10 protein-coding genes are annotated in these 17,424 nt (G+C 49.1%); 5 read left to right on the top strand and 5 right to left on the bottom strand.

Annotated elements, in window-relative coordinates; genetic code table 11:
- Positions 1 to 219: 219 nt before the first annotated feature.
- The gene (locus JYB87_RS02400; RefSeq protein WP_207355323.1) at positions 220 to 1,614 is read left to right on the top strand and encodes a PhoH family protein; all 1,395 of its coding nucleotides are present in this window, start codon (positions 220 to 222) and stop codon (positions 1,612 to 1,614) included.
- A gap of 50 nt (positions 1,615 to 1,664) precedes the next feature.
- Here JYB87_RS02400 and JYB87_RS02405 read toward each other — a convergent pair whose 3' ends face one another.
- The 3 genes from JYB87_RS02405 to JYB87_RS02415 form a co-directional block, all read right to left on the bottom strand.
- Entirely contained in the window at positions 1,665 to 2,150 is a 486-nt protein-coding gene (locus JYB87_RS02405) for an RNA polymerase sigma factor (RefSeq protein WP_207355324.1), read from the bottom strand.
- A 175-nt stretch (positions 2,151 to 2,325) separates the two neighbouring features.
- Entirely contained in the window at positions 2,326 to 5,100 is a 2,775-nt protein-coding gene (locus tag JYB87_RS02410) for a TonB-dependent receptor (RefSeq protein WP_207355325.1), read from the bottom strand.
- 23 nt (positions 5,101 to 5,123) lie between these two features.
- Complete coding sequence (locus JYB87_RS02415; RefSeq protein ID WP_207355326.1) at positions 5,124 to 6,266, bottom strand: Ca2+-dependent phosphoinositide-specific phospholipase C; 1,143 nt, start codon at positions 6,264 to 6,266, stop codon at positions 5,124 to 5,126.
- Positions 6,267 to 6,546: 280 nt separating this feature from the next.
- On the opposite strand from JYB87_RS02415, the gene JYB87_RS02420 reads away from it, so the two are divergent.
- Together JYB87_RS02420 and JYB87_RS02425 are read left to right on the top strand one after the other, a co-directional pair.
- Positions 6,547 to 10,239 (top strand): response regulator, encoded by a 3,693-nt coding sequence (locus JYB87_RS02420; RefSeq protein ID WP_207355327.1) that lies wholly within the window; start codon positions 6,547 to 6,549, stop codon positions 10,237 to 10,239.
- A 62-nt stretch (positions 10,240 to 10,301) separates the two neighbouring features.
- Positions 10,302 to 12,707 (top strand): zinc-dependent metalloprotease, encoded by a 2,406-nt coding sequence (locus JYB87_RS02425; protein ID WP_207355328.1) that lies wholly within the window; start codon positions 10,302 to 10,304, stop codon positions 12,705 to 12,707.
- Positions 12,708 to 12,739: 32 nt separating this feature from the next.
- Here JYB87_RS02425 and JYB87_RS02430 read toward each other — a convergent pair whose 3' ends face one another.
- The gene (locus JYB87_RS02430; protein WP_207355329.1) at positions 12,740 to 14,560 is read right to left on the bottom strand and encodes a serine/threonine protein kinase; all 1,821 of its coding nucleotides are present in this window, start codon (positions 14,558 to 14,560) and stop codon (positions 12,740 to 12,742) included.
- Positions 14,561 to 14,771: 211 nt separating this feature from the next.
- Here JYB87_RS02430 and JYB87_RS02435 point away from each other — a divergent pair, with 211 nt between their 5' ends.
- Positions 14,772 to 15,119, top strand: a complete 348-nt coding sequence (locus JYB87_RS02435; RefSeq protein WP_207355330.1) for a hypothetical protein — start codon at positions 14,772 to 14,774, stop codon at positions 15,117 to 15,119.
- A gap of 66 nt (positions 15,120 to 15,185) precedes the next feature.
- Positions 15,186 to 15,839, top strand: coding sequence for a thiopurine S-methyltransferase (locus JYB87_RS02440; RefSeq protein ID WP_207355331.1), 654 nt, complete (start codon positions 15,186 to 15,188; stop codon positions 15,837 to 15,839).
- A 61-nt stretch (positions 15,840 to 15,900) separates the two neighbouring features.
- Here the strand turns inward: JYB87_RS02440 and JYB87_RS02445 are convergent, their stop codons facing one another.
- Positions 15,901 to 17,001 (bottom strand): porin, encoded by a 1,101-nt coding sequence (locus JYB87_RS02445; protein ID WP_207355332.1) that lies wholly within the window; start codon positions 16,999 to 17,001, stop codon positions 15,901 to 15,903.
- Positions 17,002 to 17,424: the final 423 nt, after the last annotated feature.

Below are 17,424 nucleotides of genomic sequence, written 5' to 3' on the forward strand. Positions count from 1 at the left end.
ATACCAAACCAGAAACGCGCCCTGCGCACCGAGGATTTTTCATCAAAGCTGCTTGTTAATAAATTGTAGCTTTGTCAATTGTCATCCATTGGTAAAGGTGCCAGTATAGAACTAAGACCCAAGCGGTCAGACCCTTGCCATTCACCTCAACATGGAGCCCCGATGTACCCTGCGTAACCCACAATAAGATGACCATTTGTGCAACTAAATGGAGGCGCTATGGAGCAAGACGACAGAAAATTGTTTGTACTTGATACCAACGTGTTATTGCACGAACCTTTAGCGATATATTCGTTCAAAGAGCATGATGTTGTAGTTCCGATGACAGTTCTGGAGGAGCTGGATCAGATAAAAGACCGCAAGCGAGATGTCAGCCGTGACGCGCGCGTTGCGATTCGAGCCTTAGAAGATATTCTTGGTGGCGACACCACCCCTGAAGAGATCATTAACGGCGTGCCGTTGCCATTACGCGAAGGCCATACCGATGCCTCTGGCACACTCTCAATCTTCCCCGACCACCAAATTGATTTCACCATCGGCGCACTGCCGGGCGACAACAACGACAACAGCATCATCAATACCGCGCTTCACTTACAGCAGCAATATCATCCACGTACCGTCGTACTCGTCACCAAAGACATCAATATGCGCCTTAAAGCCAAGGGTGCTGGCATGTTACTGGTTGAGGATTACCGTACCGACCAATTGATTGACGACATCCGCTTTCTTGCCAAAGGTTTTCATGAATTTGACGGCAATTTTTGGGAGCACTTGCAAAAAGTCTCTACCGAACGCCAAGGTCGCCACACAGTGCATGAGGTGCCACTCAAAGATCTCGGCGATGATATTTTCTACGCTAATCAATATTTGTTGGACCAAGACTCAGACTTCTGTGGCCGCGTCGTGGGGCGCACTGAATCGACCTTGAGAGTATTAGATTTGGGGCGTGATCGTCTGCTCAACATGGAGGCTTGGGGTGTCAGACCGAAGAATGTCTATCAAGGCATGGCGCTACAAGCGCTGTTAGATCCTAACATCGATATGGTGATTTTAACCGGGCCCGCCGGTTGCGGCAAAACCTTGCTGGCGATGGCGGCGGCTCTTGAGTTGGTGGTTGAACGTAACCAATACGACAAAGTCATTGTGACTCGTAATACACCAGAAATTGCCGAATCGATAGGTTTTTTACCTGGGACGGAAGAGGAGAAAATGGCACCTTGGCTGGCAGCCATTACCGATACCTTGGAGGTATTGCATAAACATGATGTTAATCCAGCAGGCTCAATGAATTACATCATGGATAAGGCCAACATTCAGTTTAAGTCGATTAACTTTATGCGCGGCCGTTCGATTCAAAACGCCGTGGTGATTTTGGATGAATGCCAAAACTTAACTGCATCGCAAATCAAAACCATGATTACCCGCATGGGCGAGGGCACCAAGTTAATTTGTAGCGGCAACCTTGCCCAGATTGACTCTAACTATCTGACCGCAGTGACCTCTGGCTTAACCTATATGGTGGAACGTTTTAAAGACTTTGAAGGCAGCGCCAATATCTACCTTAACGGTGTGGTGCGTTCACGTTTGGCAGAGTTTGCCGAAGAACACTTGTAAAGTACCCGCACAAAGGCCTCACAGAGGCCTTTGTTATTTGTATGGGGTGCTTATATCTCAATCGCTTGTTGTTGCAGCTGTAAGGTGCCGCGGTAGAGATGTTTTTTGACGCTCTCTTCGCTGATATTAAACGTCTTAGCGATGCTCGCGCGTGGTTCGTTGGTCAGCCAACGTCTTAATAAAATCTTCTGTCGTAGCTGTGACATCTGCTGTAGCTGAGCGGTAACCTGTTTGAGATGCTGCTGTTGAATCAAGGTGTCATCCAGTGGTTTGCTGGGACAATCTTCCATGGCCTCCAAGGTTAACTCTTCTACGCGACTGCGGCATCGATAGTATTGAAATGCGGCATGTTGAGCGACACGAAGCGCGTAGGCCAATGGTTGGCTGATCAGTTGCTTGCTACTTTGTTGCCATAGATTGACTAAGGTGTCTTGTAGAATATCTTCCGCATCATGGTAGTGGCTTACCAGTTGAAAAATGGCCTGACGTAATTGGTTGATTTCTTTGGCGGAAAGCGGGATGTGCGGCTGCGTCAACTTGAGTAATCCTTAACCTAACAAATTGCTAACGGGCGGCTATCATCCCACGCTTAAATGACCAAAATGTGACGTTGATCGACCCACGTCATAGGGAGAAAAAAAGAGAGCCAACTTTAGCGGCGGCTCTCTTTATTCTGCGGCGTTTCGCAGGGCGTTAATCAATCACAGCAGTTTAGAATTGATAACTTGCCCCAACGTAGAAGGTGCGACCGCTTTCGGTGGTGTTGTATGGACGGTCATCTGAGCTGGAGTATTGCTCTTCACGCTCATTACTCAGGTTAACGCCTTCAATGGTCACTTTGAGATTTTCGCTGACATTGTAGTGCGCTGAGAAATCCCAATAACGGGTGCCGTGGTAACCGTTTTCATCTTCATCGGCGGTGCCGCCACGTTCAGTGCTGACTGAGTTGAGATAACCGCTACGTTCCGCCATTGATACGCGTGCGCCCCAATTATCTGTTTCGTAATACAGGGTGATGTTGGTGGTGTGATCTGACAAGCCTAAGAAAGGTTTGTTGACTGCTACCGTTTCACCTAAGTCATTATCGAATACTGAATACACCGCATCGCCCGCGGCGTGGGTGTAGTTGAGGATCATGCCGAAGTTATTAAATGGCGCTGGCAAGAAGTCAAAGTCACGTTGCAGCGCAAATTCCCAACCATCAAAGGTGGAATCGTCCATGTTAACTGGGCGCGTCCATTGGGTTTCAGTGCCACCGGTCACCGCCATGCCGTCAGAGGTGGTTTGCCCTGCAATCAAATCGGTCGAGAAGCCCGTGTCACTGTATGGCACATATGCGGTTTGGTTGAAGATGAAGTTATCAATATCCTTGCGGAAGTATGATAGTGCAATGTAGCCCGTTTGGTTGTCGAAGTAGTATTCGGCAGCAACACCATAATTGTTTGATTCATAAGGTTTCAAATTCGGGTTGCCGGAGCTGATTTTGACATCATCTTCAACTGATACTGTGCCTGATACCGTCAGGTTTGACAGCGACGGACGGGTCAGGTTTTTACCTGCGTTGGCACGCAATACCAGATTATCCGTCACGCTCCACGCTAGGTTCAGTGTGGGCAGGCTGCCGCTGTATGCACCATCAACCGATACCTGCTCGTGGTTCACATAACCTTTTGAGGTGATGTCGCTATCGTAATAGCGCACACCGAGATTGCCGCGCAACTCACCTGCGTCGCCGAGATCCGCAAAGAAGTTATACTGCGCGTACAGTGCTAGGGTGTCTTCAGTGACATTGTCGTCTTCACCGTCAAAGGCAAAGTGACGATCAATATTGAATTTGTCCAGCGTGCCATATACTTGGGTGCTCAACCAAGATTGCTTATCAAAGCCGTGGTTGATGAACACCAAATCAGGATCTACAACATCGCTAACGCTGCCGTCTGACCACTGACTTCTCAAGCGGTCGGTCTGTTCTTGATACCCAGTACCTTGGTTTTCGTACTGTTTGTAAGAGGCGCCAAATTCTATGCTTTGGAAGCTGTCTAGTGCGTATTCAAAATCGACTTTGGCGATGTCAAAGCTGTTATCTACCTGTTCACGGCCTAAATCGATCTCATGGTATTTAAACGCATCAATGTCGGTTGGGTCATAGCCATTGTTGTAGGTGTTGGTGGCGTAGAAGGGATCTTGGCTGTAGTCGATGGTCATATCGCCAAATGATTCTAAGTACACTTTGGCGCTGTTGGTATCAAACTTACTTTCCATGTGGCCTACATAGGCTTGCATGGCCAGATCAGCATTGAGCTGCCAATCCATATTCAGCGCGACTTGGCTTACATCGGTTGTCGCTTGTTGGTGACGGCTTTCAGAGTGAATCGCGGCATTTTCCCATTCGCTGTAAACCGCTTCATTGCGCTCGTTGAGTTGCAAATCGGTTAGGCGAGAACAGATCGAGTTATCTTTGCCATTAACGGTTAAATAGCCAGGGCCAGCACAACCTAAGTTGGTGGAGCTTTGTGAACCACGGCTTTGTAAGTGATATTCATGACGGTCAGAATCGAGCTGGCCATACAGCGCATCTACACCAAATTGCAGGGTGTCAGATGGGCGATATTGCAGTGCCAAGGTGGCACCGGTGCGGCTTTGGTCAGCGTTATATTGCGAGTAACGGTTACCACGGGAGAAGCGCACTTGGTTGTCGTTGATGGCTTGTTGCGTGTCTGCGTCAAGTTCACTGATGTCAGATCCACCGGTGGTGCGATAGCGCCAGCGGTAGTTGTTGTAGCCTTGTTCGCTGGTATTGCGGTTGCTGTAGGCTAAAGAGACCAGTGCGCCAAAATCTCCCCAAGTGTTCGATAGCAAAAAAGCAACCCGTGGTGAGGTATCACTGGTTTGCGAGTTATCGCCTGCTTGCACGTTTACCGCGCCTTTAAAGCCATCATAATCAAACGGTTTTGCAGTTCTTAGTGCCACAGTACCGCCAATACCGCCCTCATCCATATCAGCAGAAAAACTTTTTTTGACGTCGATTTGGTTAAACAACTCAGCGGCAAAGATGTTGAAGTCAAATGCACGAGAGGTGTTGGTGTTGCCGCGGTTATCCATGGGTGAGTCTGAGGTACCGAGCGCTTCCATGCCGTTCAATTGTACTTGGGTAAAGGTTGGGCCTAAACCACGCAATGAGATCTGCCGACCTTCGCCGCCTTCGCGGGTAATGGTTACCCCTGGAATGCGTTGCAGCGATTCCGCCAAGTTCAAATCAGGAAACTGGGCAATATCTTCTGCCAGAATAGTGTCTTGGGCACCTACCGCATCTTTTTTCAAATCGGTGGCTTTCACAAGGCCAGAACGAAAGCCTTTGACTTCGATCTTCTCAATATCGTTATTCGCGCCATTGTGAGTTGCTAAGGCATCTTCTGCCATGGCAGGTGCATTCAACAAGGCACTAATCGTCAGCGCAAGCAGTGAATATTGACTACGGTGTTTCATATTTTCTCCAAGGGATTGGCGGTTTATGGGGTATCGCCAGTGTTGTTGGTGTAATTTTTCACTTGCCACAACGCACGGTTGGCAAAAGTGACTTGCCAGCCGCTTTGCGTTGCTTGAGGTGATGTAGGGTAGAAATCAGTTGAAATCAGCTGTGCGCCACTGCTGACCGCTGCAGCAAATTGTTGTTGGCGTTGCGTGGTCGTTGCACTGAAATCGGCATCAGCGCGGGTGCGCACTAAAAAGCCTTGTTGAACCAGTTGCTTAATTTGCTGCTGTTGGGTGATGGGGTCGTTGCAGATCATCAAGGCTGCTGCTGGGTCATCACTGGCGTAAGATGCAAAAAATAGCGGCTGGCCGGATTGTGCGGCGCGTAACTGCTGCTGTTGTGGCGCATTGCCATCAAAGATAAAAATGAATCTACCGCGCAGTTGCTCGACTGTCGGCCAGCCCTGTCGTAGCACCGCTTGACGCACGCTTTTGGCATCGCCTTGCAATTGCGAGGGGGTAAACAGTGCATCGCCTAAGCTGGCGCGAAGGGTGTTTTGTAAACGTTCAAAGGTGGCAGCGTTGAACTGCGCCGGTTGAGCGCCACCAATAAAGTCCGGTTTGCGCTCTTTTACATTCATCAAAATAAACAGCGGTAGATGCTGCGGGTGTTGCTGCGACCATTGCTTCAGTTGTTGTAAGCAATCGGTTAACTGTAAACAGTCGGAGCGCACATCGATGTCAGGAATATGAAATACCTTAAAGCCAGGTTGCCCCAGCGCTTGTTGCTCAGCAGGGCTAAATAACGCCGTTGAGGTGAGTTTGCCAGCTAGCGGATCACTGAAACGTTTGCCGTCAGGGTCGTCCAGCACGTCGATTTCTAATTGGCGCAAGCCCAAATCCAACTGTTGTAGCAGCGGTAGGTGGTAATAATTAATTTGGCTAAATAGCTGTGGATCTTGTTGTTGAATCCAATTGCCAACGGCCGACGGTATTTGCTGCTTGTAGCTGTTATGCGAGCCAACGAACTGATAATCAGTGATTTTCAGCGGCGCTGCAGTGATAGTTGGGTTGGTTGTGGCCCCGGATGTCGCACTCATCAAGCCGAAAAGGCAATAAAAACACAGGGCAAGCCTGCGCTTGAAGTTGGGCATAATGGCGTTAATGTGGCGTAACTGCATTTATGGCTGCTGGATTGAATGATCTCTGCAACTAAAGAGTAAAAAGATGTCTAAACGGGGACAGCCACAGTTGAAGCTTCATCAAATCTTCATATTGGCCGATGGGTCATACACAGGTTTTTGGCAGCAAAAACGCCGAAAAAAGGCGAGGTGGTGTTGTGCTTTAGTGCTTAATTTACGTCGAAATTCAGCCATTGGTGACTTTGTTTTCTAAGCTAAGCTGCTATCATTAATGGCTATTTTTCGCTGTTTTGCCAATCGTCGTATCCAAGGGTAGCGGATGAAATCCACTGAGCCAGATCTCCAGCTTAAATCGCCAATTCAAAAAAACTACAACCGAGCAGTGTTTTACACCTATATCGGGGTGTTGGTGTTGGCCTCGTTGACCGCTTGGCTCTACTTTGAACGCCAAAAAAATGAGCAGATGGTGCAGCGTGAAGAGCAGATTGATCGTCACGTGATGCAGATTGACCTGTTGTTGGAATCCAGTATTCGCGCGGTCAAAAGCTTACGTAATATTGCCGTTGATCATCTGCGCCTCGCGGAAGATGTTCGCAAAGACCGATTACCGCAGTACCAGAAATTTAATGAACAAGGGCAATACTTTACCCTAGAGCCGACCTACGCCAACAGCGGCCAGCCGTTTACCAATATGGGGCGGATTACCGGTGTCGGCTCACTGGATGGCCGCAACGAAAAGTTCTATCAAGAGTTACAGATGCTGTTTGAGCTGTCGCTGTCATTTCCAGTTGCGAAGGAAGCGGCACCTAAAGCTTCGGCCATCTATTACATCTCCAAGCGGCGAATGATGTCCTACTTCCCTTGGCCAACAGATGAGATGCGCTTTCGCGATGACATGCTGACCCGCAAGCAGTTTCAACTGGCCACGCCAGAGATGAACCCACAACGCAGCGTGTTTTGGAGTGAGGCCTACGTTGATAGTGCAGGCAACGGGCTACTGACCACGCTCGGGGTGCCGATTTATCTCGATAACGATTTTATTGGTTCGATCAATCTTGATATGACCTTGGCGTCGCTGGCCAAGCAGATCCGTCTCTATTTCAAAATGCCGGGCACAGTGATTCTGCTCGACCAAGGCAACAATATTCTGTCCCATAGCGATTTTGATACCTCAAGCATTAACCGTGTGTATCACATCAGCCAGCGCCTGCCGCCGGAACTGCATTCGCTGCCAGAATCTGAACTGTTTGATGCCCACGAAGGGATGATTCGCAACGGTTACTACATTCACTCGGTTGCGCTGCACAATGCACCGTGGCGTTTGCTGTACCTGCAAAACGTCGATGAGATGTTTTCTGACTCGCTAGAAAAATTGAAAGCCACCTTCTTTTTGGTGGTGCTGGCGTTGTCGATTTTGGTGACAATCGTGCACTGGCAAACTCGCCGCTCATTTGTGAGCCCTGCATCGAGATTGTTGTCGCATCTCGAAGAGTGCTCCCGTGCGCCACGGCGACCACCGACGCGCATCAATAAAGACTGGCTGCCTTGGTTTAAGTTGGTTAGCCGCATTTTTGAAGAAAACCAACAGTACACCAAGCACTTGGCCGAACAGAATAAACGCCTCGATAAGCTGGTGGCACGGCGTACTGAACGTTTACGCGAAACCACCGAACGCCGTGAGCAAGAGTTTGCCCTGCTGCGTTCTTTGCTTGATAGCATTCCAGAAGCGATTGTATTTAAAGATAAAGATGGCAAGTATCTCGGTTGTAACCGTTCAGCCGAACGGGTGATTGGTTACAGTGAAAGCGAGATGATTGGTCTGAGTGATGATGATCTGATGCCCGCTGAAATGGCGGCGCGGGTCAGAGATGAAGACCAACGTATTCTGCGCGACAAAGTGCCGATGCGTTATCAAGAAAAGGTGGAGCTGGCTGGTAAGCCGGTGTTGCTGGATACGCTCAAACTGCCGTTCTACAACCGCCGCAGCGAATTGCAGGGGTTGATTGTGGTGTGGCGCGATGTCACCCGTGAATATGAATCGGCCGAGCAGTTACGCTTGTCTGAAGAGCGCTATCATCTGGCGATGGACGCGGTGGAAGACGGTCTGTGGGACTGGTATCTCGATTCGGAACAGATCATCTGTAACGCCTCGTTTTATACTATGTTGGGCTATCAGCCGAACGAATTCCCATTGTTGCTCAATAAGATGGCAACGCTGGTTCATCCTGATGATCTTGAGCGCGTCGACGAGTATCGCTTGGGCTATTTGGCCAATCCTGATGGCGTGTTTGAGATTGAATTCCGTATGCTCGGTAAAAATGGTCAGTACCATTGGTTGCTCTCTCGTGGCCGCATGGTGGAATTTACCGAAGATAATCAGCCGAAGCGGATGTTGGGTACCCACAAGGATATTACGCGGCAGAAAAGTAACGAAGTGGCGCTGCTTGAGGCCAAACGTGATGCGGAACTGGCAAACCTCTACAAGAGCGAGTTCTTGGCCAACATGAGCCATGAAATCCGCACGCCAATGAACGCGATTATTGGCATGTTGCAGTTGGCACAGCGTACCCCGCTGACTGCACAGCAACAGGACTATTTGGAAAAAGCCGATTTCTCAGCGCAATCGTTACTGCGCATCATCAACGATATTCTCGACTTCTCCAAAATTGAAGCCGGCAAAATGGAGTTGGAAAAAGTGCCATTCCAGCTCGACAGAGTGCTGGAACATGCGCTGGATCTCAACGCCCTAAAAGCACAAGAGAAAGGTATTGAGCTGCTGCTGTACGCACCGGTTACCGCCGGATTAGTGCTCAGTGGTGACCCGCTGCGGCTGGGGCAGGTGTTGGTCAATCTGCTGTCTAACGCGGTCAAATTTACCAGCAGCGGTGAAATCGAATTAGGTTGTGAAGATGTGGGCGAGCGCGACCATCGCATTACCCTGAAATTCTGGGTACGTGATACCGGCATAGGTATCGAGCATGCCAAACAGCAACAACTGTTTGATGCCTTCGCCCAAGCCGATGGTTCCACCACCCGGCAGTATGGCGGCACCGGCCTTGGGTTATCGATCAGTAAACATCTGGTGTCGATGATGGGCGGTGACTTGCAGGTGCACAGTCAACCGGGCGAGGGCAGCACTTTTACCTTTACCATCAGTTTTGAAATTGATGAGGAGGGTAAGATCGAGCCATTGGTGATGCCGGAAAAACTGAATAACCTGCGTACCTTAGTGGTTGATGATAACCCATCAGCACTGCAGATTTATGCCTCGCAATTGCGAGATTTCCGCTTTGAAGTGGAAACCGCAACCAACGGTCAAGAGGCGTTGCAGATATTGCAGCAGCAACCCATTGAGCTGTTGTTGCTCGACTGGAAGATGCCAGAGATGGATGGCTGTGATGTGCTGGTGGCGATGGATGAGTTACTGGCAAGTGGCAGTTTAAAACAGCGCCCAGTCGTCATCATGATGACCGCCTATTCCGCAGAGCCGATGGCGCATGAACTCGATTCATCACGAGTGTATGCCCTGCTGCAAAAGCCGTTTAAAGCCTCGGCTTTGTTTAATGAAGTGATCAACGCCTTCAACGAAGTGCAGCAACCGGAAAGTGTCGTCGAAGAGCCGCTGCTGTTGACCGACGCCAGCCGCGGAGAAATCCTGTTGGTCGAAGATAACTTGATTAACCAGCAAGTGGCGATGGAACTGCTACGCAGTGCCGGCTTTAATGTGGATCTCGCCGAAAACGGCCAGATGGCGTTAGAGATGGTACCGGCGAAGCACTACGACGCGGTATTGATGGATATTCAGATGCCAGTAATGGACGGTTTAACCGCAACACGCGAGCTACGTAAAACATACTCGGCTGAGCAGTTACCGATTATCGCCATGACCGCCCATGCCATGTCGGGCGATCGCGATAAGAGTCTTGAAGCGGGAATGAATGCTCATATCACCAAGCCGATTATGCTCAATGAATTGTTTGATACCTTAAATCATTGGGTACCAAAAACTTGAGTTAAGCAGATCAATCCCTTAACTTGGGCTGTACGAAATAATAACAACAGCAAGGAAAAGGGATGAAACTTCTACAGGGGTTACTGTTAAGCGCTGTGGCACTGCTTTGGTGTCATGGCGCGCAGTCGAAGACGTTAACCTCGTCTGACATAATAGCCAATAGCCAAGCCGCTAAAGGCTTTATCAATTACTACTACGATGCCCAAAGCGGTGAACTTTATCTAGAGCCTAATCAGCTCAATCAACCCATGTTGCTCCTTGCGAGCCTGCCGCATGGAGTGGGGTCTAACAAACTCGAACTGGATCGTGGTCAAGTGAGCCAAGCTCGCTTGGTACAGTTTGAACAACAAGGTCCTTATATCCTGCTGAAGCAGTTGAATACCCGTTATCGCGCTGATACCCCCAATCTGTTAGAGCAGCGTTCAGTAAAAGAAGCGTTCGCGGAGTCTATTCTGTGGAAGGGCAAACTCATTGCGGGTAAGCAACTATTAGTGCCGATAACTCAGTTAATGATGCTTGACCTTTATGGCATCAAAAATACCTTGGCAGATACCGGGCAGGGTGCTTACAAACTGGATGAGAGTCGCTCGGTAATTGTGCCGAGTTCGGTGAAATCCTTTTCAGAGAATAGCGATGTCGATGTGCAATTGACGTTTTCTGCCGAGCCAGCAGGAGAAGAGGTCGCTAGTGTGACGCCTGATGCACGTTGGATGTCGGTGCGCGTGCGTTATTCGTTTATCAAAGCGCCAGATGATAACTATCAACCTCGCGCATATCAGCCTTATAGTGGCTTTCGCCCAATAGCTTATCGTGATTACGCGACCGAAATTGACGAGCCAATCACCAAGCAATTGTTGCAACGTCATCGCTTACAAAAAGTAAACGCAGGACCTGCGCCCAGTGAAGTGGTCAAACCGATTGTGTATTACCTCGATCCGGGGGTTCCTGAGCCAATCCGTAGCGCGCTACTTGCCGGTGGTCGTTGGTGGTCAAAAGCGTTTGATGATGCGGGTTTTATCGGTGGTTTCAAAATGGAGATGTTGCCTGACGGCGCAGATCCTCAAGATATTCGCTTTAACCTCGTGCAATGGGTGCATCGCTCCACGCGTGGTTGGTCACTGGGTATGTCGGTAGTTGACCCGCGCACTGGTGAGATCATCAAAGGTCAGGTCACTCTTGGGAGCTCCCGAGTACGCCAAGATCATTTGATTGCGCGTGCGGTCACTGCAGGTTGGCCAGACCGACAAGCTGCTGCGCAGGCATCAGAAGCGTTGGCTTCAGCTCGTATTCGCCAATTGGCCGCCCATGAAATTGGTCATACGCTCGGGTTGACGCATAACTTTGCTGCGTCGACCAACAATAACGCCTCCGTCATGGATTACCCGCATCCCTACATTGCGCTCACAGACGGTCAAATCGATATTAGTCAGCCTTATCGTGATGGCTTGGGTGAATGGGATTCGTACGTGATCAAATATGGTTACAGCGATTTAGGTGACACTACAGAGACTGAAGCATTATTAGTGCAGCTAATGCAGGACGCCAAACAGCAAGGGCTGCGCTATATCCATGATGCGGATGCAGGCGCAATGAGCGCTGCGAATGCCTACACCAGCCAATGGGATCGTGGTGCCGATCCTGTGGCTGAGTTGCAACGTTTGCAGCAGGTGCGTCAGGTTGCGCTGCAGCAGTTTTCTGCCAACGCGTTGCTGAAAGGTGAACCGCTAGGCGAATTGGCCGATGCAATTGTGCCGCTGTATCTACTGACGCGATACCAAATTGGCGCAGCCAGTAAATTTATCGGTGGTGTTGATTACGGTTACAACGCCGATATCGAGACGGGTAGCTGGCACTTTATGTCGCCAGAACAACAAAAGTTGGCCTTGGACACAGTGCTGGAGAACCTCAAAGTTGAGCAACTTTATCTGCCGACACCATTACTTGCCCGCTTAGTGCCAAAAGCAGGCAGTTATCGCCGAACTGAAGAAAACTTTGCCACGTCCTTGGGTGTCGTCAACGATCCGCAGGCGATGGTGGAAGCCTTATCACGCCATACCTTGAGCTACCTGTTGCAACCTGCAAGGCTTAATCGCGTGGCGCAAGGTTCAGCACGGGATCAAGAGCAGTTGTCCGTCATGCAGTTGCTGGATCGTCTGGCCGCAACCACCTTATTGGCCGATCTGCCTAACAATGCCAAACGCGCTGCAGCGATGCGGATCAACGCAGTGGTGGTGGATAGTAGCTTGGATGCACTGGCTGACAGCAACACCAACCCGGAAGTGAAAGCGCAATTAGCGCTGAAGCTGGCGTATTGGAGCAAGCAGTTTGAGCGCAAAGCCAAACGGGTGAGTGAGCAGGAAGCCGCACATTACGAGCTCATGCAGCGAGTGATTGATGAATCGCTTGATGGTAAAACCATGCGCATGATCAGCAAGCCAGTGCCAATGCCACCGGGCTCGCCCATCTAAAATCGTTGAGTCGTAAATGCAAAACGCTGGCGCTATTCGTCAGCGTTTTTTGCTTTAGGGTTACGTGGATAAAAATGATCGGGTTTGTGTGATAAGTGGGTAAACTCACGGGTATTTTTATATGGCAACTTCATAAAGCCTGACACGCCTTGGCCGTGGATTTTATCCACATGCTGCAGAATTCGTTCAAGGCAGCCCTGAAATAAACTTTGACGCGCGGGATCGAGCAATTTCAAATAGTTGTGAATTTTTAAGTGCGTGGGCAAGGCTTCAAAAATGATGCAGCCGGTATGATGAATATGGTTAATGCGGCTAAGCTCGTTCATGATCTCGACTGGCAATTCGAGGTTTTCATCGGGGTCTTTGCCATCTTCAAAGTAGGAGTGCCAACGCGACTGCGATTCGCTATTGGGCACATCGCCTATCTCAAACGGCAGATGTTGATTCGGTTGACTCACAAACGCACTGTTTTCAGAGTCGCGCTCGAAATGCAGCGTGTCCTTCGCGTTAAAAAAGCAGGCTTTAAAGGTACCGATTTTATGAATGCCACGGGCGAGCGCCACCATATTGTTGACGGCTTGCAGCAAGGCGGGTTTGAGCGCGGGATCATACAGCGCCAGATTCGAGTCGATATAGACCCCATGTTCGCGCCAGTGAATCGCCAGCCCTCCAACAATTGGGTATTGGCCTAAGCGGCTGACGGAGGCGATAAAGCCTTTTTCGGTATCGCCCATACCGACCAGAAAATTGCGATAGTACTTTTCTAGTTGAATATCATACTGGCGTATTTCGGCATATTGATTTGAGCCTTGATGGCTCTTCAAAAAAGATTTACGCGAACTGTAGCTGACGGTCTCAACATCGCGCACCTCGGGTTGAATCCAAATCGGGATCTCGGCATGGGTTAATGGCTCGGTTAAATCAGGCAGTAACAGATGCTGTGAATATTTCATGCTACTAAGAAAGTAATCGCCGCCTTGGTGCCTTAGCGTAGGATCGGGCGATAACATCGCATCCAAGGTGCGCGCTAACTCCTGTGGCAAGCCTAAGCTGGTCGCGGGGATTACCTGCGAGCCAAAGCGACTAATTTGGCCAGAAGCCAGCGCATAAAGGGTGGCCGCAACCCCTTGTTCATCAAAGCGCGGGCTGGAGAGCTCGCCTGAGAGCTGCTCCTCACCGATAAAGTACACGTCGCCCATGCGCGCATTCGTATGCTGTTGGTCGTTAGAGAGCGTGTCTAACACATTATCGTTTGCCGGTTGGCCATCGGCATCGCGCTGCGCAAACACCGCTGAACCCCAATCAATTAGCGATAATTTATCGCTGTCTTGGTCGTAGATTAGATTGGACGGTTTGATATCACCATGCACCAAGGGGCGGCCAACACGCAGGTAAATCAGCAAGTCGGCGAGTTGGCGGGCGATACTCATAATTTCATGGACTGGCAGCGCACCAAGGCGACGACAGCGCACATCTAAGTCTTCGCCGCGGGCGCGCTCCATCACTAAAATTCCTTGATTCCCGATGCGGTCAAATTTCACTAATGCGGGCACGTTCGGGTGGTTGAGCTGCCCCAACACAAAGGCTTCTTCTTCGAGTCTGTCTTGGATATGCTGCGGCAGCGTCACCCGCGAAAACTTAAACACGTGCTCAACGTGGTCACTGTTATGCCCAGCAAACACAAAGCCATAAGCGCCTTTGCCAATCAGGTGTGGGGCTTGGTAACCTAGCTTCAACAGCTGCTGCTGACAAAGGGCAATCCACTCGCGATGCTTACGGGCGTCGTCGGCTCTGAGCAGGTAAATCGACTGCTCTTCCGAGATATAAAAGTGTTGTAATTCAGGGATGGGCACTACGCGACCTAGGATGTTACCGCCAGATAAACTATCGGTTCATTTAAGCAGCTACCGCAGCAGCCAGCAAGCCGCGAAAGGTGAGATCTGCCTCGAATTTGCCGTACCTAACGAATCTTTTTATGTGGCACTTTGACATGTATCAACAATTACTGAATCAGTAATGAGTAATCTTAGCCTATCGAATCGCTAACAGCATCAGAGGTTGAAGATGCCTGAGCCTGACAAGCAAGAGCTAATTACATTGTTTGAATATGCCAGACCCAGGATTATCAAATCCATGGAGCTGCGCCATTGTCCGCATTCTGGGTTTTATAATCCGGTGGATGAGCGTTGCACATTCTGTCACCAAGGGATGGAATGCCAGTGGATGAACCGCAACGATGACCTCGTCGCGCTAGAACATAAAACGGTAAAAGAACTGAGACAGCAGTTGTTGATGGCGGTGGAATTTGTTGATGCCAGCTTAACGCCTCATCACCTGTCGCGCCGTAAGTGTGAGTGTGATAATTGTTTGTGGCTGCGTAAAGTCGAAACAGCGTTGGCGAAATTCAAATAGTGTGACTTTACATCTCGGCGCTGGAGTCGTTACAGTGAGCCGATATCGCTGCTGTCGAGATGTTATATGGAACCTCAATTTTGGCACGAGCGTTGGGAAAACCAACAGCTCGGCTTTCATCAACCGGAAGTAAATCATTTTCTAACAAAACATTGGCCAGATCTGCAGCTAAGCAGTGGCAAAGTGTTTGTGCCGTTATGCGGTAAATCCGTTGATATGCGTTATTTGGCTGAGCAGGGTTTTCAGATCCTCGGCTCAGAGTTCAGCGAGATCGCCGTGCGGCAGTTCTTTGCGGAAAATGGCCTCACGCCAGAGATTATCGCTGGGCAACCGATCAGCTGTTATCAACAGCACAACTATCAACTGTTACTGGGTGACTTCTTTGAGTTAACCGCTGAGCATGTGCATGATTGCACCGCATTTTATGACCGTGCCTCGATGGTGGCGTTACCCGAGGAGATGCGGCAGCACTATGTGCGTCATTTGGCCAACATTTTGCCGTCGGGATGTTGCGGTCTGGTGATTTTGCTGGAATATCCACAAGAGGCATTGCCGGGGCCGGCATTTTCCGTCTCGCAAGCGTGGCTTGAGCAATATATGGGTGCGCATTTTGTGATTGAGCAGTTAGCCTCCTACGATGTGCTGCAAGAAAACCAAAAGTTTGTCAAAAACGGTGTGCCTTGGCTGCAAGAGAATATCTACCGCATCACACGTAACTAGCCGATTCACACAACAAAAAGGCGACCTATTGGTCGCCTTTTTCGCATGCTGTCATTAGCGATTAGAAATCGTAACGAACACCAACAGAGAATACGTTGTCGTCTTTTAAGTCAATTTTAGCGCCTGCAGATTTGTAGTCGCCTTCGTAGTGAGCGTAGTGACCGTACAGCAGAGTGCTCTTAGCCACTTTGTAGTCAGCACCAACGATGATAGCTGAAACGCTTACATCGCTTACACCTTGAGTAGTTGGGTTATTAGCTTTCATGTTGGTATCACTACCAGCAGGAGTAGTCAAACCATCAGCATTTGCGAAATAGCTACCGAAACCACCGTCGTCAGCAATGTATTCCGCTTTCAGGTTTACACCGTTCAGGTTGTAAGCCACGTTCACCAAATAGGTAGTGCCGTCGATGTCGCTATTCAGGACGTTTTCAGATTGTTGAACTAAACCACCAACTTTGAATTGATCCAGTTTTACTTGGGCTACAACACGCGTTGCATCAACACTGTCAATACCTTTGTTATATGCTACTGCAGCATAGAACATTTCTTGTTTCAGAGCTTTGTCACCGAATACGGCGCTTACAGCGTATTGACTACCGCCGTCACCTTTACCAGCAGTGTTGTTGTTGTCGTCAAACAGGTAAGTAGCGTTTACAGCAAACAAGCCAGCAATTTTTGGAGAATAATAGCTGATAACATCTGCAGAACGAGTTTGAGCTGGAAGCATGCGGTCCATATCCGCGTTGGTGTTACCGAACAGGTCGATGCCGCCTTCAGATTGTTTAAAAACTGTATCGTTACGACCGAATAAAGCGGTACCCGCTACAGTTTTTGCGCCCAGATAGGTATTACGAGAAGTAAATTGGTTGCCACGGCTTGAAGTGTTTTCTACGCCGTATTCCATTTGGTATACAACTTCTACACCATCAGAAATTTTTTCAGTGCCTTTAACACCTAACCATGAGAAGTTGTTTTCCAAGTAAGTGCCGCTTTCGCCTTGCGTAACGTTGTTGGTGCTGCCTTGAACTGTGTAACCAGCGTCAGTGTTAGTTACCATCAGATCCAAACGACCATAAAAACTTGGGCCATCTGCTAAAGCGCCGAACGATGCTGCCGCCAGTACTGTAGCGATTGAGGCAGAGATAAAACTTTTTTTCATGTGTGTGCTCCCTAGAACCGAGGTTCTAATCCATCTACATTAGTGTGTTTTTTGCTCTAATTATTCATGGAGCTAGACCCTGACGCGTCCTAATCAAGGCTAAGCTGCGCGAATTCTTACAGTTTTTATTTTTTAAGATTGTGACGAACTTCAAATATTTTGTGCTGTTAACCATACCTAGTTACAAAAAACGGACAAATATTTGTGTTATCGGTCAAAAAACGTGCTGCGCCCCGCATTCTGTAATGCCATCGAGTAGCTGAAATGTAAGAATTTACAATATTTTCAGTATGCTAGACGGTAAATACAAATTTACTGCACATTATCGACTAAATAAGTCTTAGACGAAATTGTAGAAAAGTAGAACTTTTTAAGTTTTTTTATTGTCTAAACGCGAATTTTTAGCCGGAGTCGGGTGGTTTT

It is taken from the genome of Shewanella avicenniae, from assembly GCF_017354945.1.
Taxonomy (GTDB): domain Bacteria; phylum Pseudomonadota; class Gammaproteobacteria; order Enterobacterales; family Shewanellaceae; genus Shewanella; species Shewanella avicenniae.